Origin of the sequence: Streptomyces sp. NPDC017202 (assembly GCF_044331705.1) — a bacterium.
Lineage (GTDB): Bacteria > Actinomycetota > Actinomycetes > Streptomycetales > Streptomycetaceae > Streptomyces.
On record NZ_JBIRNP010000039.1, the window covers coordinates 1 to 20,683 of the forward strand.

At 73.6% G+C, this 20,683-nt stretch carries 21 protein-coding genes and 1 pseudogene; 10 read left to right on the forward strand and 12 right to left on the reverse strand.

What is annotated here, in order from left to right; genetic code table 11:
* Nucleotides 1-104: 104 nt before the first annotated feature.
* Complete coding sequence (locus ACH4N1_RS34440; protein ID WP_398104386.1) at nt 105-1,709, reverse strand: AMP-binding protein; 1,605 nt, start codon at nt 1,707-1,709, stop codon at nt 105-107.
* 157 nt (nt 1,710-1,866) lie between these two features.
* On the opposite strand from ACH4N1_RS34440, the gene ACH4N1_RS34445 reads away from it, so the two are divergent.
* Both ACH4N1_RS34445 and ACH4N1_RS34450 read left to right on the forward strand, forming a co-directional pair.
* Nucleotides 1,867-3,117, forward strand: coding sequence for an acyl-CoA dehydrogenase family protein (locus tag ACH4N1_RS34445; RefSeq protein WP_398104388.1), 1,251 nt, complete (start codon nt 1,867-1,869; stop codon nt 3,115-3,117).
* Complete coding sequence (locus ACH4N1_RS34450) at nt 3,114-3,515, forward strand: RidA family protein (protein ID WP_398104390.1); 402 nt, start codon at nt 3,114-3,116, stop codon at nt 3,513-3,515. Before ACH4N1_RS34445 ends, ACH4N1_RS34450 begins: the two co-directional genes overlap by 4 nt.
* On the opposite strand, the gene ACH4N1_RS34455 is transcribed toward ACH4N1_RS34450, so the two are convergent.
* Nucleotides 3,516-3,707: a DUF5999 family protein gene (locus tag ACH4N1_RS34455; protein WP_398104392.1), complete on the reverse strand. Its 192-nt coding sequence runs from the start codon at nt 3,705-3,707 to the stop codon at nt 3,516-3,518.
* Between the two features lie 226 nt (nt 3,708-3,933).
* Here ACH4N1_RS34455 and ACH4N1_RS34460 point away from each other — a divergent pair, with 226 nt between their 5' ends.
* Nucleotides 3,934-4,374: a DUF6299 family protein gene (locus ACH4N1_RS34460; protein WP_398104394.1), complete on the forward strand. Its 441-nt coding sequence runs from the start codon at nt 3,934-3,936 to the stop codon at nt 4,372-4,374.
* 62 nt (nt 4,375-4,436) lie between these two features.
* Here the strand turns inward: ACH4N1_RS34460 and ACH4N1_RS34465 are convergent, their stop codons facing one another.
* Together ACH4N1_RS34465 and ACH4N1_RS34470 are read right to left on the reverse strand one after the other, a co-directional pair.
* Nucleotides 4,437-4,838, reverse strand: coding sequence for a TraR/DksA family transcriptional regulator (locus tag ACH4N1_RS34465; RefSeq protein WP_398104396.1), 402 nt, complete (start codon nt 4,836-4,838; stop codon nt 4,437-4,439).
* A 48-nt stretch (nt 4,839-4,886) separates the two neighbouring features.
* Entirely contained in the window at nt 4,887-5,216 is a 330-nt protein-coding gene (locus ACH4N1_RS34470; RefSeq protein ID WP_398104398.1) for a TraR/DksA family transcriptional regulator, read from the reverse strand.
* Nucleotides 5,217-5,549: 333 nt separating this feature from the next.
* Between ACH4N1_RS34470 and ACH4N1_RS34475 the strand changes: the two genes are divergently transcribed.
* From ACH4N1_RS34475 to ACH4N1_RS34500, 6 genes are all read left to right on the forward strand, one after another.
* Nucleotides 5,550-6,500 carry a HAMP domain-containing sensor histidine kinase gene (locus ACH4N1_RS34475; RefSeq protein ID WP_398104400.1) on the forward strand — a complete coding sequence of 317 codons (951 nt, stop codon included), beginning with the start codon at nt 5,550-5,552 and terminating at the stop codon, nt 6,498-6,500.
* Nucleotides 6,497-7,165, forward strand: coding sequence for a response regulator (locus tag ACH4N1_RS34480; protein ID WP_382794504.1), 669 nt, complete (start codon nt 6,497-6,499; stop codon nt 7,163-7,165). Before ACH4N1_RS34475 ends, ACH4N1_RS34480 begins: the two co-directional genes overlap by 4 nt.
* Nucleotides 7,166-7,306: 141 nt before the next feature.
* Entirely contained in the window at nt 7,307-7,714 is a 408-nt protein-coding gene (locus tag ACH4N1_RS34485; protein WP_398104402.1) for a hypothetical protein, read from the forward strand.
* Between the two features lie 65 nt (nt 7,715-7,779).
* Nucleotides 7,780-10,152, forward strand: coding sequence for a protein translocase subunit SecD (secD, locus tag ACH4N1_RS34490; RefSeq protein WP_398104404.1), 2,373 nt, complete (start codon nt 7,780-7,782; stop codon nt 10,150-10,152).
* 58 nt (nt 10,153-10,210) lie between these two features.
* A complete protein-coding gene (locus ACH4N1_RS34495) occupies nt 10,211-10,867 on the forward strand; it encodes an RNA polymerase sigma factor (RefSeq protein WP_382794028.1) in 657 nt (218 codons plus the stop codon).
* The gene (locus ACH4N1_RS34500; protein WP_398104407.1) at nt 10,864-11,952 is read left to right on the forward strand and encodes a CU044_5270 family protein; all 1,089 of its coding nucleotides are present in this window, start codon (nt 10,864-10,866) and stop codon (nt 11,950-11,952) included. Before ACH4N1_RS34495 ends, ACH4N1_RS34500 begins: the two co-directional genes overlap by 4 nt.
* 156 nt (nt 11,953-12,108) lie before the next feature.
* On the opposite strand, the gene ACH4N1_RS34505 is transcribed toward ACH4N1_RS34500, so the two are convergent.
* From ACH4N1_RS34505 to ACH4N1_RS34540, 8 genes and pseudogenes are all read right to left on the reverse strand, one after another.
* The gene (locus ACH4N1_RS34505; protein WP_398104409.1) at nt 12,109-13,689 is read right to left on the reverse strand and encodes a transporter; all 1,581 of its coding nucleotides are present in this window, start codon (nt 13,687-13,689) and stop codon (nt 12,109-12,111) included.
* Nucleotides 13,686-14,024 carry a hypothetical protein gene (locus tag ACH4N1_RS34510; protein ID WP_398104411.1) on the reverse strand — a complete coding sequence of 113 codons (339 nt, stop codon included), beginning with the start codon at nt 14,022-14,024 and terminating at the stop codon, nt 13,686-13,688. Before ACH4N1_RS34510 ends, ACH4N1_RS34505 begins: the two co-directional genes overlap by 4 nt.
* A 500-nt stretch (nt 14,025-14,524) precedes the next feature.
* Complete coding sequence (locus ACH4N1_RS34515; protein WP_398104413.1) at nt 14,525-15,073, reverse strand: methylated-DNA--[protein]-cysteine S-methyltransferase; 549 nt, start codon at nt 15,071-15,073, stop codon at nt 14,525-14,527.
* A gap of 56 nt (nt 15,074-15,129) precedes the next feature.
* Nucleotides 15,130-15,930, reverse strand: a complete 801-nt coding sequence (locus tag ACH4N1_RS34520; protein WP_398104415.1) for an MGMT family protein — start codon at nt 15,928-15,930, stop codon at nt 15,130-15,132.
* Complete coding sequence (locus ACH4N1_RS34525) at nt 15,927-16,517, reverse strand: RNA polymerase sigma factor (protein ID WP_398104417.1); 591 nt, start codon at nt 16,515-16,517, stop codon at nt 15,927-15,929. The genes ACH4N1_RS34520 and ACH4N1_RS34525 overlap by 4 nt, the downstream gene beginning before the upstream one ends.
* 583 nt (nt 16,518-17,100) lie before the next feature.
* Nucleotides 17,101-17,907, reverse strand: coding sequence for an SDR family NAD(P)-dependent oxidoreductase (locus ACH4N1_RS34530; protein WP_398104418.1), 807 nt, complete (start codon nt 17,905-17,907; stop codon nt 17,101-17,103).
* A 65-nt stretch (nt 17,908-17,972) separates the two neighbouring features.
* Nucleotides 17,973-18,596, reverse strand: coding sequence for a hypothetical protein (locus tag ACH4N1_RS34535; RefSeq protein ID WP_398104421.1), 624 nt, complete (start codon nt 18,594-18,596; stop codon nt 17,973-17,975).
* Nucleotides 18,597-18,598: 2 nt separating this feature from the next.
* Nucleotides 18,599-19,303 (reverse strand): annotated as a pseudogene (locus ACH4N1_RS34540) (IS701 family transposase); the annotation flags it as partial.
* A gap of 167 nt (nt 19,304-19,470) precedes the next feature.
* Between ACH4N1_RS34540 and ACH4N1_RS34545 the strand changes: the two are divergent.
* On the forward strand, nt 19,471-19,875 hold the full coding sequence (locus ACH4N1_RS34545) for a type II toxin-antitoxin system PemK/MazF family toxin (protein ID WP_398104419.1): 405 nt from the start codon (nt 19,471-19,473) through the stop codon (nt 19,873-19,875).
* The last annotated feature ends 808 nt before the right edge of the window (nt 19,876-20,683 follow it).

The window sequence follows — 20,683 nt, forward strand, 5'->3', positions numbered from 1 at the left end:
ATCGACTTTCTCGCCGATCGTTGATCTACAGGAGTCCCGTTGTCTCGTACAGCCTCTCTTGCCTCGCAGGTCACAGCGCTAACGCAACGGTGTTGTCGTCGGCATCACTGCTGGTCACCATCGGTGTCACCGCTGGCGCGCAGCCGGAAGCGCTGGAGTTTGCCGGTCGCGGTGCGCGGCAGCGCGTCCAGGAACACGATCTCGCGCGGACACTTGTACGGCGCCAGCTCCGCCTTGAGGAAGGCCCGCAGCGCCTCCGCGTCCGGGCGCGCCCCGGCCCGCAGGACGGCGAACGCCACCACCACCCGGCCGCGCGCCTCGTCGGGCCGCCCGACGACCGCCGTCTCGACGACGTCGGGATGCCGCAGCAGCGCGTCCTCCACCTCGGGGCCCGCGATGTTGTACCCGGCGGAGACGATCATGTCGTCGGCGCGGGCCACGTACCGGAAGTAGCCGTCCTCCTCGCGGACGTAGGTGTCGCCGGTGACGTTCCACCCGTCGCGCACGTACTCCCGCTGCCGCGGGTCGGCGAGGTAGCGGCAGCCCACCGGGCCGCGCACGGCGAGCAGTCCGGGCAGGCCGTCGGGGACGGGGTCGCCGTTCTCGTCCTGCACCCGCGCCTGCCAGCCCGGCACGGGGACGCCCGTGGTGCCCGGCCGGATCCGCCCGTCGGCCGCGGAGATGAAGATGTGCAGCAGCTCGGTGGCCCCGATCCCGTTGATCAGGCGCAGCCCGGTCCGCTCGTGCCAGGCCCGCCAGGTGGCCGCGGACAGGTTCTCGCCCGCGGAGACACAGCGGCGCAGCGACGAGACGTCGTGCCCGTCGAGGTCGCCGAGCATCGCCCGGTAGGCCGTGGGCGCGGTGAACAGCACGGACACCCGGTGCTCGGCGACCGCCGCCAACAGCTGCCGCGGACCCGCCTGTTCGAGCAGCAGGGCGCTCGCGCCGGCCCGCATCGGGAAGACCAGCAGGCCGCCGAGGCCGAAGGTGAAACCGAGCGGGGGACTGCCCGCGAACACGTCGTCGGCGCGCGGCGCCAGCACGTGCCGGGAGAAGGTGTCGGCGATCGCCAGCACGTCCCGGTGGAAGTGCAGGCACCCCTTGGGCCGGCCGGTGGTGCCCGAGGTGAAGGCGATCAGCGCCACGTCGTCGGCGGCGGTGTCCACGGCCGGGAACGGGCCGGCGGCCGCCCGCCGGTTCAGCAGGTCGTCGGGGGCGTCACCGCCGTACACCGCGATCCGCAGCCCCGGTACCTCCGCCCCGGCGAGGTCGTCGACGGACCGGACGTCGCACAGGGCGTGCTCCACCCGGGCGATCGCGCACATCGTGCGCAGCTCCTGCGGGCGCTGCTGCGCCAGCACGGTGACCGCGATCGCGCCCGCCTTCAGCACCGCCAGCCAGCAGGCCGCCAGCCACGGCGTGGTCGGCCCGCGCAGCAGCACCCGGTTGCCCGGTACGACGCCCAGCTCGCCGGTGAGGACGTGCGCCAGCCGGTCGACACGGGCGCGCAGCTCCCCGTACGTCCAGGGCGGTCCCGCCGGGGTGCGGAACACCGGCCGTTCGGGGGCGCCGCCGGCGAGGAGCTCGGCGGCGGCGTTCAGCCGTCCGGGGTAGCGCAGCTCCGGCAGGTCGAAGCACAGCCCGGGCCACTGGCCGGGCGGCGGGAGGTGGTCGCGCGCGAAGGTGTCGACGTGGGCCGAGGCGTGCATGGCGGGTCGCCCCCTTGCCTTGGTGGGCGCCCGGGGGCGCCGTGGCGGGCGTGATGGTGGGCTCGCGCACCGAGCGTATCGCGTTGGTGACGACAGTCAACGGTTCGCGATACCGTGAGGGTGGCAGAGGCAAGGCCATCGGTGGAGAGGAGCGGCGATGCCCGCGTTCTCGCTCGAACCGGCACGGACCGCCTGGTGCGCCGAACTGCGCACCCTGGCCGCCGACCGGCTGCGCCCGCTCGCGGAGAAGGGCGAACCCGGCCGGGTCAACCGCCCCCTCCTCGCCGAACTCGGCCGACTGGGCCTGCTCAACCGCCTGTTCACCTCCGGCGCCCTCGACCTCTGCCTGATGCGCGAATCCCTCGCCCAGGCCTGCACCGAGGCGGAGACCGCCCTCGCCCTCCAGGGCCTGGGCGCACACCCCGTCCACGCGCACGGCAGCCGCGACCAGCGACAGCGCTGGCTGCCCCGCGTCACCGACGGCAGCGCCGTGGCCGCCTTCGCGCTCAGCGAGCCGGGGGCGGGCTCGGACGCGGCCGCGCTCTCCCTCACCGCGGAGCCCGACGGCGCCGACGGCTGGCGCCTGACCGGCGAGAAACGCTGGATCTCCAACGCCCCCGAAGCCGACTTCTACACCGTCTTCGCCCGCACCACACCCGGAGCGGGCGCCCGCGGCGTCACCGCGTTCCTGCTCCCCGCCGACCGCCCCGGCCTCACCGGCACCGCCCTCGACATGCTCTCCCCGCACCCCGTCGGCGCCCTCGCCCTCGACGCCGTCCCGGTCACCGGGGCCGACCTGCTCGGCGAACCGGACCGCGGCTTCCGCGTGGCCATGTCCACCCTCAACCTCTTCCGGCCCAGCGTCGGCGCCTTCGCCGTCGGCATGGCCCAGGCCGCCCTCGACGCCACCCTGACCCACACCGCGCGCCGGGACGCCTTCGGCGGCAAGCTGAGGGACCTCCAGACGGTCGCCCACCAGGTCGCCGAGATGTCCCTGCGCACGGAGGCGGCCCGCCTGATGGTGTACGCCGCAGCCACCGCCCACGACACCGGAGCACCGGACGTGCCGCGCCGCGCCGCCATGGCGAAACTCCTCGCCACCGAGACCGCGCAGTACGTCGTCGACACGGCCGTCCAGCTCCACGGCGCCCGCGCCCTGTGCCGGGGCCACCTGCTGGAACACCTGTACCGCGAGGTGCGGGCACCACGGATCTACGAGGGGGCGAGCGAGGTGCAACGCGCCGTCATCGCGAAGGAGTTGTACGCGGAGTCGGAGCGCACGGAGTCAGGGCGTGCGGAGTCAGGGCGTGCGGAGTCGGGGCGCACGAAGGCGGTGCGCACGGAGTCGGGGCGTGCGGAGGCCGGCGAGGGCGGCCCGTCGCAGGCCGGACCGGAGGGCGTCCGGTGACCGCCGAACGCGTCAACCCGCCGGAGCTGTCACCGCCGGCCGGCTTCTCGCACGCGGTCGTCGCGACCGGCTCCCGGGTGGTGTTCCTGGCCGGCCAGACCGCCCTGGACGCCGGCGGAAAGGTGGTCGGCGACTCGCTGCCCGACCAGTTCGCCCGCGCCCTGGCCAACCTCCTGACCGCCCTCGCGGCGGCCGGCGGCACCCCGGCGGACCTCGCACGCGTCACCGTGTACGTCACCGACGTCGCCGCGTACCGGGCCTGCGCACCCGAACTCGGCCGCCGGTGGCGGGACCTGGCGGGCCGGGACTATCCCGCCATGGCGGTCGTCGGGATCGTACGGCTGTGGGACGAGGAGGCCCTCGTCGAGCTGGACGGGTTCGCCGTCCTCGGGGACTGATCAGGCGGCGGCGACGGCGAACCGTTCCGCCGGCACGCGGTGCGGGGCCACGACGCGGCCGTCGGGCAGCAGCTCGCCGGAGTCGTCGAAGACGATCGTGCCGTCGCACAGCAGGGTCCAGCCCTGCTCGGGGCGGGCCGCGACGACGTGCGCGTGGTCGGCCGTGGGGCTCGTTGTCCGGTGGGTACACATGGCGCACCTCCACGTCGGTGGGGCCACCGGGCGGTGGGCCCCGTCGCACCGACCATGCGCCCGCGCGGGACACCGCCGCCAGAGCCCGCCGGGGAATGTGACAGCACCAGGACACCTCGCGGACCGTTCGCCGACGCACGGTGCGGACTCGCCACCGAAGGGGTGACGGTCACGCTCGCGGACCCGGCCTCCCGGTACCAGTGGAAGCCCCTACCAGGAGGTCTTCATGCCGTTCCGCCCCGTCCTGCGCCCCGCCCTGACCGCGGCCGCCGGCGCCGCCCTGCTCCTGCTGGCCGCGCCCGCGGCGACCGCGACCGCCGACCCCTCCGAGAGCGTGACCGTCGACCCGGTCGGCCGCGTCGCCGCCGACGGCACCGTCACCCTCACCGGCACCTACCGCTGCGTCAGCAGCTCCGGGCCCGTCTTCGTCAGCTCCTCCGTCGGCCGCAAGGACTCGACCACCCGGTACGGCATCGGCGGCGCCCGTGCCGTCTGCGACGGCGCCGTGCACCGCTGGGTGAACACGGGCAGCCCCGCGCCGGACCCGATCGCGCCCGGCGCGGCCCGCGTCGAGGCCACCCTGATGGAACTACGCCCGGTGGGCCTCCTGCCGCTGCCGTACTTCCACGCGGTGGACGCGGCGGACGTCACGCTGACGGCGAGCTGACGTCACCGGCCTGCGCGGCGGCCACCGCCGGTGCCGGCCGGAGCCGCGACGGGCCGCGGCGATCACCGGCCCGCCTCCCTGACCTGGCGGCAACGGGCACAGTGGCGGGCCTGCGGCACGATCGCCAGCAACTCGCGGGCGACGGGCCGTCGGCACAGGCAGCAGAAGCCGTAGCGGCCCTCGTCCATGCGGCGCAGGGCCGCCTCCACGTCGGCGAGGACCATGCGGGCGGAGGCGGCGAGCTGGATCCCGACCTCGATCCGGGCGGCGGCCCGCCGCTCGCCCGGCCCGTCGCCGGGGGCGGGGGCCGGGGCGGCGGACGTGAGCTGCTCGATCTGTTCCCGGCGGAACCGCAGCTGCTCGTGCAGGTTCTCGCGGAGCGCGGCGAGGTCCTCCGCGGAGAGGGCCGGGGCCCGCTCGCCGACGGTCCGGTGGTTCACGTCACCGACGGTCCGGTGGTTCACGATGTCACCCCTCGGTCAGGGCAGGAAAGGAAACGGAGGTGCGCCGGATCAGGCGCCGTGGCGCCGGCAGGCGACGCAGAACCGCGTGTACGGCAGGATCTCCAGGCGTTCGGCGGGCACCGGCCGGGAGCAGCCCGCGCAGGTGCCGTAACTGCCGTCGTGCACGCGTGCGAAGGCCGCCTCGATCTCGGCGAGCACGCGCCGGACGGCGTCCTTCTGCGCGACCGTCACCTGGTCCGCCGCCTCCCGCCCGGCCTCGTCGAGGGCCCGCAGCTGGGTCAGCCGTGAGGCGCGCTCGTGCTCGAGGCGCTGACGGGCCTCGTGCGCCGTCAGACGCCGGGGACGGCCTTCGGTGGGGGGCGTGTCGAGCGACGACATGGCGGGACCTCTTCCTCGGACGGCTCGGCGGGGGAGCGGTCCGGTGGTGGTCGCCGCTCCCTCCCCACCGTCGCCGACGCGCCGCGCCCTGCCTATCGGGCGCAGTACCCATCCGCGGCCGCACGCGCTGCCCCCTCGCGGGCCGCCGCCCCGGCCGGCGCGCACGTCGGAAAATGGGCATCAGAGCCCATCGACGCGGCGGCGGACAGCGCGCACGCTGTTCGGGGGCCGGTCGGCCCGCGTCCCGCGTCTCCCGTGCGGGCCCACGGCCCCGACGACGAGACCGGCCGTACGAAGCGTGTCCCTGCGATCCCTGTGAAAGGCGCGATCCCGATGTCCCTGTTCTGGCGGATCTTCGGGCTGAACGCGGTGGTGCTGGGCGTGGCCACCGCGTTGCTGCTGTGGGCTCCGGTCACCGTCTCCGTGCCCGTCCTGCTGACCGAGGCCGTGATCCTGGTCGGCGGCATGCTGGTCATGCTGGTCGCCAACGCCGTCCTGCTGCGGCTCGCGCTGGCCCCCCTCGACCGGCTTACCCGCCTGATGACCACGGTCGACCTGCTGCGCCCCGGCCAGCGGCTGCCCGCGCACGGCATGCGCGAGGTCGCCGACCTCATCCGCACCTTCAACGCCATGCTCGACCGGCTGGAGAGCGAGAGGGCGGCGAGCAGCGGCCGTGTGCTGCTCGCGCAGGAGGCCGAACGGCGCCGTATCGCCCAGGAGCTGCACGACGAGGTGGGGCAGACGATGACCGCGATCCTGCTGTCGCTGAAGCGGGCGGCGGACGAGGCGGAGGAGCCCCTGCGGGGCGAGCTCCAGCAGGCCCAGGAGATCACCCGGGGAAGCCTGGACGAGGTACGCCGCCTGGTGCGCCGGCTGCGCCCGGGGGTGCTGGACGACCTCGGTCTGGTCAGCGCCCTGACCTCGCTCACCACCGAGTTCGCCGCGCACGCCGGACTGCGTGTCCTGCGCCGGTTCGACGCGGACCTGCCGGCCCTCGACCCGCAGACGGAACTGGTGCTGTACCGGGTCGCCCAGGAGAGCCTGACCAACGCGGCCCGTCACGCCGGGGCCGGCCGGGTCGAGGTGAGCCTGTCCCACACGGACGGCTCGCTGCTGCTGGCCGTCGCCGACGACGGCCGCGGGACCGGCATCGCGCACGAGGGCGCCGGCATCCGGGGGATGCGGGAGCGGGCGCTGCTCGTGGGAGCGACCCTGGACATCGTCTCCCAGCCGGCCGGCACACAGGTCCGGCTGACCGTGCCCGTCCCGAAGAAGGTGCCATGACGACCCCGACCGACCCGTCCCCGATCCGTATCCTCCTCGCCGACGACCACGCCCTGGTGCGTCGGGGAGTACGCCTCATCCTCGACCGGGAACCCGACCTCGAGGTCGTCGCCGAGGCCGGGGACGGCGCCGAGGCCATCGCCCTGGCGCGGGCCCACGACATCGACCTGGCCGTGCTGGACATCGCCATGCCCCGGATGACCGGCCTCCAGGCGGCCCGTGAACTCGCCGCGCTGAAGCCGGGCCTGCGCATCCTGATGCTGACCATGCACGACAACGAGCAGTACTTCTTCCAGGCGTTGAAGGCCGGGGCCGGCGGATACGTGCTCAAGTCCGTGGCCGACCGCGACCTGGTCGCCGCCTGCCGGGCCGCCGTGCGCGACGAACCCTTCCTCTACCCCGGCGCGGTCACCGCCCTCGTGCGCAACTACCTCGACCGCGTCCGCCACGGCGAGGAACCCCCGCAACGGGTGCTGACCGCGCGCGAGGAGGAGGTCCTCAAGCTCGTGGCGGAGGGCAACACCTCCAAGGAGATCGCGGAGACGCTGTTCATCAGCATCAAGACCGTCCACCGCCACCGGGCGAACCTGCTCCACAAACTCGGCATGCGCGACCGGCTGGAACTCACCCGGTACGCCATCCGCGCGGGCCTCATCGAACCCTGAACCGGCCCGCACGGGCACGAAGCGGGCCGCCCGCACGTCGATCACGTCGATCACGTCGTCGATGAGGAGTGCGGCCGCCCGCACGGAAGCAGCCCGCACCGGCCGCACGGGAACGAGGAGACGAGGAGAGGGGGACGGCACATGACACGCTCCGCGCGTCCCGTCCCCCGCGGCGGGTCCCGCCCGACGGCGACGGCGGCCGCCCTGCTCACCGCCCTCCTCGCCGCCCTCGTCGTCCTCGCCGCCCTCCTGGTCCCGGCCGCCCTCGACGGCCCCCACCCCCGTGCCCCCCAGAGCCTCTCCGGGGGCGTCGAGGCGGGCGGCGCCCCCGTCGCCGACGACGCGCCGCCCGCCGTCCGCACGGCAGCGGCCCGCGTCCACGGCGACCTCCCCGCCCCGCCGCCCCCGGCCGGCCTCGCGCCCCGGGACCCGGCCGGCACCGCTCCGCCGGGAACCCCGGCCCCGCCGACGGCCGTACCCCCACCCGTCCGCCCGCGACCGGCGGACGGGCACCCCCTGCGCGCCCCGCCCCCTCCTCCAGGCACCTGACACCCCTTTTCCTCTTCCTTCACCGCGGTCCCGTCCGGGCCGCGGCATGCCTGCCGGAGGCCCGCTTGTCCCGCGCCCAGCGCATCCGAGGGCTGCTCGCCCTCGCCGTCGTCGCCCTGTCCCTGTACGTCGCCGTGACCGTGCCCGTCCACCTCGGGCTCGACCTGCGCGGCGGCACCCGGATCGTGCTGGAGACCCGACCCACCGACGCCGACGCCGACGCCGATACCGACACCGACGCCGATACCGATACCGACGCCGTCGACCGCACTGTGGAGGTGTTGCGCGGCCGCGTCGACGCGCTCGGGGTCGCCGAACCCACCATCGTCCGCTCCGGCGACGACCGCATCGTCGTCGAACTCCCCGGCGTCCAGGACCCGGCGGAGGCGGCGCAGGTACTGGGCCGCACCGCTCAGCTCACCTTCCACCGGGTACTCGGTGCGGCGGCGGGGGCCGGGTCCGAGGGCCCGCCCGAGACCGGACGCGACACCGCTCCTGGAGTCGGGCGCGAAGCCGCCCCCGCCCCCGGCCCGCGCCCCGACCCCACCCGTCCGCGCGTCCTGCCCGACGAGTCCGGCCGGCCGCTGCGCCTCGGCGCGGCCGCGCTGACCGGCAGCCACGTCGAGGAGGCCGCCGCCCGGTTCGACCAGCAGGGCGGCGCGGGCTGGTACGTCACCGTCGACTTCGAGGACGCGGGCCGCGACCGCTGGGCCCGCCTGACCGGCGAGGCCGCCTGCCGGCCTGCGGGGGACCCGGCCCGCCGGGTGGCGATCGTCCTCGACGACAGGATCATCTCCTCCCCGCAGGTCGACCCCTCGGTGGGCTGCGGCGTCGGCATCAGCGGCGGCTCCACGATGATCAACGGCGCCTTCGACGACGGCGACGCCCGGGAACTCGCCCTGCTCGTCAACGGCGGAGCCCTGCCCGTACCGGTCGAGACCGTCGAACAGCGCACCGTCGGCCCCACCCTCGGCGCGCAGGCCATCAGCGCCAGTGCTCGGGCCGCCGCCGTCGGCGGCGCGCTGACCGTCCTGTTCGTCATCGTCGTCTACCGGCTGCTGGGCGTCCTGGCCGCCGCGGCCCTGCTCTGCTACGGCCTGGTCTCCTACGCCGCCCTGGCCGCCCTCGGCGCCACCCTCACCCTGCCCGGACTGGCCGGGTTCGTCCTGGCCATCGGCATGGCGGTGGACGCCAACGTGCTCGTCTTCGAACGCGCCCGGGAGGAGTACGCGGAGCGCCACCGGCCCACCCCGCGCTCGGCCCTGGCCGCCGGCTTCCGCAACGCCCTCAGCGCGATCGCCGACTCCAACATCACCACCCTCATCGCCGCCGGACTGCTGTTCCTCCTCGCCTCGGGGCCCGTCCGCGGCTTCGGCGTCACCCTCGGCATCGGCGTCCTCGCCTCGATGGTCAGCGCGCTGGTCATCACCCGCGCGCTCGCCGACCTCACCGTGGCCCGCCCGGGGCCGCGCCGCCGGCCCCACCTGACGGGCATCGCGCACACCGGCGCCGTGCGCGACCGGCTCGCCCGCAAGGACCCGCACCTGATGCGCCGTCCCCGCCGCTGGCTGGCCGTCTCCGCCGCCGCACTGGTCCTCGCCGGGACCGGGATCGCCCTGCGCGGCCTCGACCTCGGCATCGAGTTCACCGGCGGCCGCCAGATCGAGTACGCCACCGCCACCCCGGTCGACCCGGACCGGGCCCGCGCCGCCCTCGCCGACGCCGGCTTCCCGCAGGCCGTCGTGCAGACCTCCGGCGAGAACCGGCTCACCGTCCGCACGGGCCGGCTGAGCGACGCGCAGGCGGACGCCGTCGGCGCGGCCGTCGGCGAACTGACGAGCCGCGCCGACGAACTCCGCGACGAGGCCATCGGCCCCAGCCTCGGCGAGGAACTGCGCCGCGGCGCGCTCGTCGCGCTCGCCGTCGCCCTCGGCGCCCAACTCGTCTACCTGGCGGCCCGGTTCCGGCTGCTGCTCGGCACGGCCGCCGTCGCCGCCCTCGCCCACGACGTCGTGATCCTCGTCGGCGTCTTCGCCTGGCTCGGCAAACCCGTCGACGGCGTCTTCCTGGCCGCGCTCCTCACCGTCATCGGCTACTCCGTCAACGACTCCGTCGTCGTCTTCGACCGCCTCAGGGAACTGACCCGACGCGCGGGCGAGGGGCGCGCGAACGAGGGGGGCACGGACGAGGGGGGCACGGTCTCCTTCCGCCGCATCGCCGACCGGGCGCTCCAGCAGACCCTGCCCCGCACGGTCAACACCGGGACGGGCGCCGCGATCGTCCTCACCGCGCTGGCGGTCTTCGGCGGCGACTCCCTCACCGACTTCGCCCTGGCCCTGCTCGTCGGCCTCGCCGTGGGAACGTACTCCTCCATGTTCACGGCGACGCCGCTGGCCGTCGTGCTCCATGAACGCCGCCCGGGAACACGGCGGTTGTGACGCAGGTCACGGGAAGGGGGCGGAGGGTGCCGGACAGCTCATGGAGGTGAGCACTGATATGCGTACCCGGGTACGGGCCGGGGATCCCACCGCCTTCGCGGAGCTGTTCGACAGCTGGGCGAAGGCGGTCTACAACCACGCCTTCCGGCTGACCGCCGACTGGTCGACGGCCGAGGACGTCATGGCCGCGACCTTCATGGAGGCGTGGCGGCTGCGCGACCGGGTCGATCCCGAGGGCGGCTCGCTACGGCCGTGGCTGCTGGGGATCGCCACCAACACCGCCCGCAACCAGTACCGCAGCAACCGCCGGTACCGGGCGGCGGCGAACGCGGCCGCGGCGGCCGAGCTGTCGGTGCCCGACCACGCCGAGGAGGTGGCCGACCGGGTCGACGACCGGCGGCGCCTCGCGCGGGCGCTGACCGCGCTGGCGGGCCTGCGCCGTGCGGAACGCGAGGTCGTGGCGCTGTGTCTGGGGGAGGGCCTGGACTACCGGGCCGCCGCGGAGGCCCTCGGCATTCCGGCCGGCACCGTCGCCTCCCGCCTGTCCAGGGCCCGCAAGAAGCTGCGTTCCCTCACCGCGGACGCCCCGGCGGGACCTGTGGTGGGTGCCGCGCCGGAACTCGCCCCCGGAAAACGGGAAGGCGACCGCCCCGGCCGACAGACAAGAGATGACCACGCACCCGTGGTCCGGCCCGCGCAGGGAGGAAACCGATGAACGCGAACACGCCCCGGCAGCGTCCGGCCGAGCGGGAAGAGGACAGCAGCCTCTTCTCCCGGACGGCGCGTGACCTGCCGTCGGGCCGTCACCAGTTCCACAAGGAGCGTCTGATGGCCCAGATCCACGACGAACAGCGCACGGCGGCCCCGACCCGGTCCCCCGCTCCGGCCGCGGGCCGGGCATGGTGGCAGCGGCTGCCGCGCCCGGCGATCACCCTGCCCGCGACGGCGGCCCTGGTGGCCGCGGCGGTCGCCGCCGCCATGGTGACCTCCGGTGGCCCCGCGGACCACGGTGTCGCGACCGGACCGGCCCTGACCACGCCGATCGGCGCCGCGAGCGCCAAGGGCGTACCGCAACTGCTCGACCGGATCTCGCTGGCGGCCGCCGAGGCCTCCCACCCGGACGTCCAGCCCGGCCAGTTCGTCTACATCGAGTCCAGGACCGCCGACACCTTCCTGAAGACCGTCGACGGCAAGACCTCCCTGGCCAGCCACGAACTGCACCGCCGCCAGATCTGGAAGTCCCCGGACGGCACCGAGGGCTGGCTGATCGACCCGGCCGTCAACGACAGCCCCGAGGGCGAGACTCTCAGCCTCCCCGACGAACAGGGCAACACCCCGAAGGCGCACCTCAACAGCCCGTCGTACGACTACCTGTCCCGGTTGACCACCGACCCCGACGCCCTCCTCGCCAAGATCTACAAGGAGACCGAGGGCCACGGGAACTCCCCCGACCAGGAGGCCTTCACCACCATCGGCGACCTCCTCGGCGAGAGCTACCCGCCCGCGGAGCTGTACTCCGCCCTGTTCCGCACCGCCGCGAAGATCCCCGGCGTCGTCGTCGTCCAGGACGCCGTGGACGCGATGGGCCGGCACGGCGTGGCGGTGGCCCGGCTGGACGAGACCAGCGGGCAGCGAGAGGAGTGGATCTTCGACCCGAAGACCTACGTCTTCCTGGGCGAGCGCACGGTCCAGGTCGAGAAGCGCACCGGAGAGGACGCCCTGATCACCCCCGGCACGGTCACCTTCACCAGCGCCGTCATCGAACGGGCGGTCGTCGACGGCATGAAGCAGACTCCGTAACGGCCCGCCCGGCGAACGCCCCCCGCGGCCGCCGCCCCCGTTTCGACCGTGGGGGCGGCCGCCGCCGACCGAAGTCATCGGCAGGCGGCACGCGGACCGAAGTCATCGGCAGGCGGCACGCGGACCGAAGTCATCGGCAGGCGGCACGTGGACCGTTCAGACGGCGTCCAGTTCCCTGCGGCGCTCCCGCCCCGGTACGCCGCCTGCCGTCCGGCGCCGGTCCGTGACGCTGCCCAGCCAGCCCAGCAGGAACCCGGCCGGCACCGTCACCAGGCCCGGGATCGTCACGTCCCAGATCCTGAAGTCGTGCCCCGGGAAGATCGACCCGGGTGTACCGGACGTGTACGGCGACAGCGCGAGCGCCGCGACGCTCAGCACCGTGGCCCCCCACAGGCACCACAGCGCACCGCGGGCGGTGAACCCGGGCCAGTACAGGGCGTACAGCAGGACGGGCGCGAGGGCGGCGCCGCAGACGGCGAGCCAGAGCGTCGAGACGACCACCAGGTTCCAGTCGGCGACGACGACCGCCACGGCCGCGGCGACCACCCCCGTCAGCGCCGCCGACCACCGCGACGCGGCACCGTCCGCCTTGCCCGCCGGGTGGCTCCCGGCGGGCAAGGCGGACGCGCCCAGCACGTCCCGTCCCAGGGCGATGCCGGCGGCGAGGGTCACATCCACCACGGCCGCGAGCGCGGTGAGGAAGAGGACGCAGGCCAGGGCCGCGACCAGGATGCCGCCGCTGTCGAGCGCCCGCCCGAGCACCAGCGGCGTGAACGCCTGTGCGGACGGGCCGGCCTCACGCAGCGCCTCGCCGACGAGGGCCGCCGCGCCGACCCCGACGACGGTGAGCGCGCCGTACAGCACGGTGAGTTCGCCGAGCATCCAGCGGCCGACGGTCCGGGCGCCGCGCGGGCTCTTCGTCGAGATCGCCCGCATCAGCACGGCGGGCATCGCCAGCGTGGCCATCGACATGCCGAAGGTCTGCCCGATCCGGTTCACGGCCCCCACCCACCCCTCACCGGTGTAGCCGCCCGGACGCAGGTACGCCTCGCCCATCCGCGAGCCGTGCGCGGCGGCGTCGAGCAGCCGCCCGGGGTCCCCGCCGAAGCGGTCGAGCACGAGCACGGCGGTGACCACCAGCACGGGCAGGGCGATCGCCGACTTCGCGATCATCACCACGCCCGTGCCCCGGATCCCGCCGCTGACGGCCAGCGCCGTCATCACGCAGCCGATCACCACGATGCAGCCGGTCCGCGCACCGGCCTGCCCGATCAGCGCCGCGGCGACGTTGCCGACCACCACCAACTGCACGACCAGCAGCGGGAAGCAGACGAGCAGGGTCACCACGCCCCACGAGACGCGTACGGCGGGCCCGCCGCTGCCGCGCGCGTCCAGCAGGTCCGCGGCCGTCAGCGAGGCGTGCCTGCGCAGCGGCTCGATGATCAGCACGAGCAGCAGCATGACCCCGATCAGGCTGCCCAGCATGACGCCGAGGCCGTCGAAGCCGAACGTGGCGACCATGCCCACCAGTACGGTGACCGTCGCGACCGTGGTGGTGTCGCCGCCCATCGCGATGCCCTGCTGCCAGGAGCGCAGCCGGCGGTTGTCGGACCGTACGAGAGCCCGGTCGTCCTCGTCGGCGCCGGTGACGATGCACAGCATCAGGCAGATCACGACGAAGACCGAGAACACGGCGAAGACGAGGGACCGGGACGAGGGGTCGAGCAGCGTGCTCACGACCACCTCCGGGCGCCCGGCCGCGGTTCGAGCCGGTCGACTTGCCGCCCGTACGCCACCAGCGCGTGCACACCGACGGCGAAGGGCACCGCGGCCAGGATCACGCCGAGGCTCACCGGTCCGGCGATCCGCGTGCCGTACACGGCCGGTACGAGGGCGGCGGGCAGCACGTAGAGCAGCCAGGTGACGGCGATCCGGACGCCGAGCCGCAGCCCGACGGCCAGTCGCGCCGCCTCCTCGGCGTCCTGTCGCTCGTGCTCCGCGTGAGGTCGCGCGCCCGCTGCGGGCTCGTCATGGCGCGGCGGCCCGTGCCAGGGCTGCGGTCCGAAGGACATGGGGGCGGCTCCGCTCACGTCGATCCGGCACCCCGGGAGGGGCGCGAGTACGGGTGTGGGCGCGGAGTCAATCAGACGGGTGCGCGCATTCGACCGCCCCGGGCGCAGATCTGTTCCTCCGCCCAATCCGGTCTGTTCCTCCGCCCAATCCGGTCTGTGCTTCCACCCGATCCGGTCTGTGCTTCCGCCTGATCCGGAGCCGTGTGGACGGTGAACGGGCACTGTGCGCGTCGACGCCTTTCCGAGGACCTCCTACGGGGAGTGCGCGGCGGTTTTCCGGAGCCCGCGACAAAGAGTCCCGCCCGAATGGGAAAGGTGATTCGCCGAATTCCGGAGCCGGTACGCGCGGCAGTCGCCCCGGCCGGCGCCGGGCGCGGTGGGGAGGCGGCCGTGCTCCAGTCCCGGCAGGTGAGGGGTGGGGCAACCGGTCGGTGTCGGTTCCGTGGTCGTGGACGGAGACGGGCGCCGGAGGCGGGGGACGTGCTCCGGCGCCCGCCGCTTCACAGGGAGACCGGGGCCGCCGGGCGGCCGGACTCCAGGTCGAGCAGGAACCGCTTGGCCGCGACACCGCCCGCGTATCCGGTCAGGCGGCCGCCCGAGCCGACGACCCGGTGGCAGGGCAGCACCACGCACAGGGGGTTCGCACCGAGTGCGGTGCCCACGGCCCGCGCGGCCCGCGGCCGTCCGAGCGCGGCGGCCAGCTCGGCGTAGGTGCCCGTCACCCCGTACGGAAGGAGTCCGTCCAGCCGTGCCACGGTCGTGCGGCTGAACGGTGTGGCCAGGCGAAGGTCCACCGGCACGGTGAACGAGCGGCTGCGGCCTCCGAGGTACGCGTCCAGCTGGCGGCCCGCCTCCTCGATGATCCGCAGCTGGGCGGGGCCGGCGACGTCGGCGTCCACGACGGTGAGGCCGCCCCGGGCGATCCGTGCCACCGCTTGCTCGCGGTCGTCGAAGGCGCACAGCACCAGCGCGTCGTCGGTGGCCGCGAGGGTCAGGGGACCCAGCGGGGTGTGGTGCGAGGCGAGTGCTGCGGTGGGCGGGGTGGACATGGGAACCTCTCCGTGGTGTTCGGTGGCACGTCTGCGGTGCTCGGTGGCGCGCCGGGTCAGACGGTGAGGGGCCGGCAGCTCTTGCAGGCCCGGTAGCCCGCCTCGCGGGCGTCCCGCGCGGTGCGGAAGTGCACCCGGTGCCCGGGAGTGATGCGGCGGGCGTGGGCGCAGGTCGGGTGGCAGTAGATGAAGGTGGTGTCGCTGCCGAGGAACACCGCGCCGGCCCGGGACAGCTCCGTCACCCGGCGCATGTCGATGTGCTCGGCCCGGCGCAGGGCCGCGCCGGCCTTCGGCAGGTACGCGGCGTCGCAGGGCGATCCGTTGTCGTGCGTGACCCGGTGGCACGGTACGAGCACGGCGACGGGGTTGGCCGCCAGCGCGCGCAGGACGTCGGACGCCGAGAGCGGCGTCCCGGTGCCGGCCTCGCGGGCGATCCAGCCGAGTGGCCGCAGCTGCCCCGCGGGGATCTTCCGTACGGCCTCCAGGACCGCGCGCTGCTCCTCCGGCAGACCGGACAGGTCGATCGCCAGCCGGTGGGCCCGGCCCGTGCGCAGCGCCGGGACGATCCCGGGCAACGGCTTGCTGCCCGGGATCGCCGAGCGGCCGGTGCGCGCGCGGTGCAGTTCCTCGAAGGCGGTCCGGGTCAGGCCTGCCGAGTCCAGGCGGGCACCGGTCACGGCCTGTGGGCTCGCGGCCACGAACAGGCCGCCCGCGGCCGTGTCGAGGCGCACGTAGCTGTCGTAGCGGTCCTCGGAGATGCCCACACGGCGCAGTACGCGCAGCGCGAAGTCCTCCGGTGCGGCGGATGCGAGATCCGGCAGACGCCGGGTGACCGCGTCGCCGTTGCCTTCGTTCACCTCGTCACCTCCTTCAGCGCCGTCGGCTCCGACGCGAGGGCGCGCCGCAGGCCGGCCAGCCCGCGGGAGACCTGCGCCTTGGCGGTGCCGACCGCACAGCCCTGCACCTCGGCCACCTCTGCGTAACTCATCCCGATGACATGGTGGAGCACGACCGGTATGCGATGGTGCTCGGGTAAGGCCGACAGTGCCGTGACCAGGCGCGACCGGTCCTCCGTCGTCACCGCGCGCTCCTCCGGACCGGGGCTGTGCTCCGGCCAGACGTCCATGGTCTCCTCCACGGGCAGCCCGGTCGTGACCGGACGCCGTTTCCGCGTACGGACGTGATTGCGCCACACGTTCGCCGCGATGGTCATCAGCCACGCACGGGGACGCAGCTCACGGCGCCGTGCGGGGGTGTACCCCTGCAGGGCCGTGTAGGCGCGCAGAAACGTGTCCTGCCCCAGGTCGTCCGCCTCGGCGAAGGAGCCGGAGACCCGGTACAGGAACGCGTGCACCGCCCCGGCGTGCACCCGCACCAGCTCGGTGAAGCCGGCTTCGAGGTGCGCCGCCAGGAGATCGGTCAGCTGCTCTGCCTTGTCGTCCATCACTGAGACGAACACCGTTTGGGCCCAGGGTGTTGCAGGCACGCGGGAGCGGTCATCGGCGGACGGCCGGAGCGCCCGGCGCCGAGCTGCCGACCAGGACCGCCTGATACAGGTGTGCCGCATCCGGGGGACGGGCTCGATCCCCGTCATGTCGTCACACCTCGAACCGGCATTCCCTTTTCCCGAGAGAGGGCAGGAAAGCCTGGCATCGGCGTCAAAATCAAAAGGGGGGGGTGATGGTCGACCAAGTCTTCCGACCGGATTTTCTCGATCTCCAGAAAGGAGATCCGGCGGCTGTTCGATCTGCCGCGGCCGGACCGGCGGTGCCGTCCGGGACCCGGGTCCGGGAGGAGACGGAACTCCGGTGGGCCCCCGCTGGTCAGCGGCGGGTCACCGAAGGCGGCGACGGCCGTGGAGAACGCTGCCGGCGGCGCCGACGGCCCGGCCGGACCAGGCCGCCGCACGCCGCCGGCGGGCCGTTCCACGTGATGCGCCCGGCCGCCCTGCGACGGCCGGGCACGGACGGAGGGGCCGGGCACGGACGGAGGGGCCGGGACTCGCCGGCCCTCCCGCACGGTGGTGCTCAGAGCTCCTTGAGGAGCCCGCCGTCCACGACGAACTCGGCGCCCGTGGTGCTGCCGGAGCGCGGCGACGCCAGCAGCACGACGGCGTCGGCCACCTCCTGCGGCTCGACGAAGCGGCCCGTGGCCAGGTTCAGCATCTCCGGGACGACGCTGTCGATGACGTTGTCCTTGTCGGTGCCGGCCTGCGAGGCGATCATGTCGGCGACGCCGCCCTCGTCCGTCCACCACGGCGTGCGCACCACACCGGGGGACACCGTGTTCACACGGATGCCCTGAGGCGCGAACTCGCCCGAGAGCACCTTGGTGAGGTTGCTCAGGGCGGCCTTCGCGGCGCCGTAGTCGACGTTGATCGGCGAGGGCTGCCGGGCGTTGCCGGAGGAGATGTTCACGATCGCGCCGCCGCCGCGCTCCAGCAGGTGCGGGATGGCGGCACGGACGGCGCGCACGGCCGAGAACAGGTTGAACTCGAACACGGCACGCCACTCCTCGTCGGAGGCGTGCAGGAACGAGCCGCGCGGCAGGGTCACACCGGGCGGCGGGCCGCCGGCGTTGTTCACCAGGATGTCGAGCCCGCCGAACTGCTCCACGGCACGGGCGACGACCTGCGCCGGCGCGTCCTCGTCCATGAAGTCGGCCGGGACGTGCACGAGGTTCGGGCCGGCCAGGGCATCCAGCTCCGGGGTGCTCTTGCGGGACGTGGCCACGACCTGGGCGCCCTCTTCGAGGAGCGTGCGGACGATGGCGAGGCCGATGCCCTTGGAGGCGCCGGTCACGACGGCGATCCGGCCGGAAAGCTGCAGATCCATGAGGTTCCTTCTCGATGGTCGGCCCCGCCCTGAGGTGGGGAGGAGCCCGGTGCGATGTGCTCTCGTCAACGGAAACACCGCCCTGCCCGAAGGTGTTGCAGGCGGTGTCCACCGGCCGGCCGCTTCGCCCCCCCCGACTTCGACCAGTTCCCGGGCGTAGGGGAAACCGGCCGGGTGGCCGGTCGGGCGAGGGCTTCCGGTCCCGCGAGGGTGTAGAGCGTCGTGCCGACCACCGCGAGGCACAGTGCCGTCCAGGTCGCCGCAGGCGTGCCGGTCGGCAGCAGCGTCCGGGTCGCCACCTTCACGGGCACACTGGTCGCCGAGGGCGGAGCGAGGAACGCGAACGCGAGCCAGGTGAAGGGGAACGCCCAGGCGTGCCGCCCGCCCGCGACCACCGCACCGAGGGCGGCCAGCCCCGCCAGTCCCGCGCGGTCCCGGGCGACGAATGCGGTGGTGGCCAGGTCCTGGCCCACCGCCTGCACGGTCAGGAGCACGGCGCCGACGATCGCGCCGCCGAGCAGCACGTGCGCCGCTCTGCGGGGCGCCCAGCGGATCGCGGCACTGCGGTCCAGGTCGAGGTCCTGCCCGCCGAGTCCGACCGAGAGGGCCATGGCGCCCGCGGTGAGGACGACCCCGGGCAGCTGCGACCCACCGGGCGCGGCGCTGCCGTCCCCGGTGAACGCCCACACGGCCAGGCCCGCTTGGGCACCTTCTTGGCCAAGATGTCCGCACGGGACTTCCCCGCACCGGTGGTGACGTCGTGCGAGCAGGCCACCGCGAGGACGTAGCCGGTGCCGCGTTCCTCCGGTGCGGTTCGCAGCTTCGGGTTGCCGCCGTAGACCTCGTCGCCGGCAACCCATGCGACCTGGTGGCCGGCGTTCGGGAACCGGGCGACCATACGCGTGGCCAGCTCCGCCTTGGTGGCGAAGGTGGTGTCCTCGGCAAGGCCCGCGGCGCGGCAGCGGTCGGGGTCGGAGGTTCAGGAGCGCGGAACGTAGAGTTCCCGGTCCCCTGCGGCGTGGCCGCGCTTGCCTGCGTAGACCAGGTAGACGGCGACTGGGGAGTTCTCGATCCGGCCGGCAGTACCGGTGTGTCGGCGCTGGACGCCGACCGTGCCGGTGCCCTTCTTCACATCGCCGGTCCCGTCGACGACCAGCTCCGCCCGGTCGTCGTGCAGGTGCTCCACCACGTAGCCGCACACGTCGTCGCGGACCTGATCGGCATCCCACTTGGCCCTGCCCAACAGGTGCTGCATGCCGTCCGGAGTGGTCTCGCCGGCCCACTCGGCGATGGTCCAGCAGTTCTTGCGCGGCAGGTCGGCCAATGGACCGAGCACCAACCGCGCCGCCCTGCGCCGGGGTTCGACCCGGGCGAAGCGCCCCGCTATCCGGCCCATCAGGCCCTCGAACGCGTCCCGCCAACGGGCGGGTTCTATGCTGTGACCCCCGGCCACCGTCTCTTCGTCAGTCCACACAACTCACGATGATCAACGGTGGCCGCACCCGTCTCCACAATGCGTCAGGGTCGCGCAGTTCCGCCTGCCGTCCTGAGTCAGGAGGACATGTGCAACGTGGCGAAGTCTGGTGGGTGGAGTTCGACGAGCGGCGGCTGGTCGTACTGCTGGCGGCAGACGACGCGTCCAGGATCCGGGCGATGCAGGTCGTCCCTCCTGCGGGCGTCGACCTCAGCGGTCTGGGCGTCGAAGTGCAAGTAGGTGCCATGGAAGGACTGCCCTTTGAAGGCGTGCTGCGGTTCGCGCTCCCGCGCCCGGGCTTTACCCCCTGCACGTGGCTGACCACCGTGTCCCAGGACGACCTGATCGAGCGGGCGGGCGTCCTGTCCTCCGCGAAGCTCAGCGAGATCGAGGACGCCCTCCGTCTCGGCGAACAGGCGAAGGAATGGACCCCGGCGACAACCGCGAAGCTCAGCGAGATGAGGGACGCCCTCCGTCTCGGTGAACTCGGGTAGGCGGAGAGGCGTCACTCACCATCGAGATCACGATCTACGGCTGGAGCACCAACAAGCCCGCGAGCCAAACTCGTTCTGAAATGATCAGTAAGGACGCCGAGCCGGACTGACCTGTAGTCCGGGCGGCAGCGTGACGGTTACCGGCGTCAGAGGCGTTCGACGCTCCGGGTGTCCGCATGAAGAAAGACGAGCCGAGAAACTCGCTCCGACCAGGATTTTCTGGGATCCGTTCAGGCCGGCGTCTTTCCGATGGCGGATCACGTGACGTGCCTGTCACTCAAAGACTCCGCGCCCGGCCAGAAGTCCCAGAAAAGTCCCAGGGATACCCGAAGGCCCCCTCCCGCCCCGCGTTTGTGCAGGTCAGGAGGGGTTTCGCGGTACCTTTTCTCAGAGCTTTCAGATGTCCCGGGAGAGACCAGGGAGCGCGGTGACCTGCCGTGATGGGCGTGTGATGGCCGCTGACCTGTACGAATGATCTTTCAGTCTTTTCACGCTCGTGCCGATTGATGGGGATGGAAGTCCCAGAGAAGTCCCAGAGAAGTCCCAGAGGACTCCCACTGCTGACGGGCGTCTTTCGGCTCTGCACGTCCGTGCGAGACCGTCGGAGCCTCGTTTTCGACGAGAGCATTGCAACCTGGATGTCGAGCGACTGGCGCTCAGCCGATGCCTTGCGAGATCGTGGGGTCCTGATGATCGACGACACCCGTCGACTCCAACACCGTTGCGTTAGCGCTGTGACCTGCGAGGCAAGAGAGGCTGTACGAGACAACGGGACTCCTGTAGATCAACGATCGGCGAGAAAGTCGAT

Coding starts and splice junctions, on each gene's coding strand:
- ACH4N1_RS34445 (WP_398104388.1), top strand. CDS start 1,867: ATGCCCGCGTTCTCGCTCGAACCGGCACGGACCGCCTGGTGCGCCGAA.
- ACH4N1_RS34495 (WP_382794028.1), top strand. CDS start 10,211: ATGCGTACCCGGGTACGGGCCGGGGATCCCACCGCCTTCGCGGAGCTG.
- ACH4N1_RS34515 (WP_398104413.1), bottom strand. CDS start 15,073: ATGTCCACCCCGCCCACCGCAGCACTCGCCTCGCACCACACCCCGCTG.
- ACH4N1_RS34440 (WP_398104386.1), bottom strand. CDS start 1,709: ATGCACGCCTCGGCCCACGTCGACACCTTCGCGCGCGACCACCTCCCG.
- ACH4N1_RS34460 (WP_398104394.1), top strand. CDS start 3,934: ATGCCGTTCCGCCCCGTCCTGCGCCCCGCCCTGACCGCGGCCGCCGGC.
- ACH4N1_RS34475 (WP_398104400.1), top strand. CDS start 5,550: ATGTCCCTGTTCTGGCGGATCTTCGGGCTGAACGCGGTGGTGCTGGGC.
- ACH4N1_RS34455 (WP_398104392.1), bottom strand. CDS start 3,707: ATGTGTACCCACCGGACAACGAGCCCCACGGCCGACCACGCGCACGTC.
- ACH4N1_RS34510 (WP_398104411.1), bottom strand. CDS start 14,024: ATGTCCTTCGGACCGCAGCCCTGGCACGGGCCGCCGCGCCATGACGAG.
- ACH4N1_RS34480 (WP_382794504.1), top strand. CDS start 6,497: ATGACGACCCCGACCGACCCGTCCCCGATCCGTATCCTCCTCGCCGAC.
- ACH4N1_RS34485 (WP_398104402.1), top strand. CDS start 7,307: ATGACACGCTCCGCGCGTCCCGTCCCCCGCGGCGGGTCCCGCCCGACG.
- ACH4N1_RS34470 (WP_398104398.1), bottom strand. CDS start 5,216: ATGTCGTCGCTCGACACGCCCCCCACCGAAGGCCGTCCCCGGCGTCTG.
- ACH4N1_RS34500 (WP_398104407.1), top strand. CDS start 10,864: ATGAACGCGAACACGCCCCGGCAGCGTCCGGCCGAGCGGGAAGAGGAC.
- ACH4N1_RS34525 (WP_398104417.1), bottom strand. CDS start 16,517: ATGGACGACAAGGCAGAGCAGCTGACCGATCTCCTGGCGGCGCACCTC.
- ACH4N1_RS34530 (WP_398104418.1), bottom strand. CDS start 17,907: ATGGATCTGCAGCTTTCCGGCCGGATCGCCGTCGTGACCGGCGCCTCC.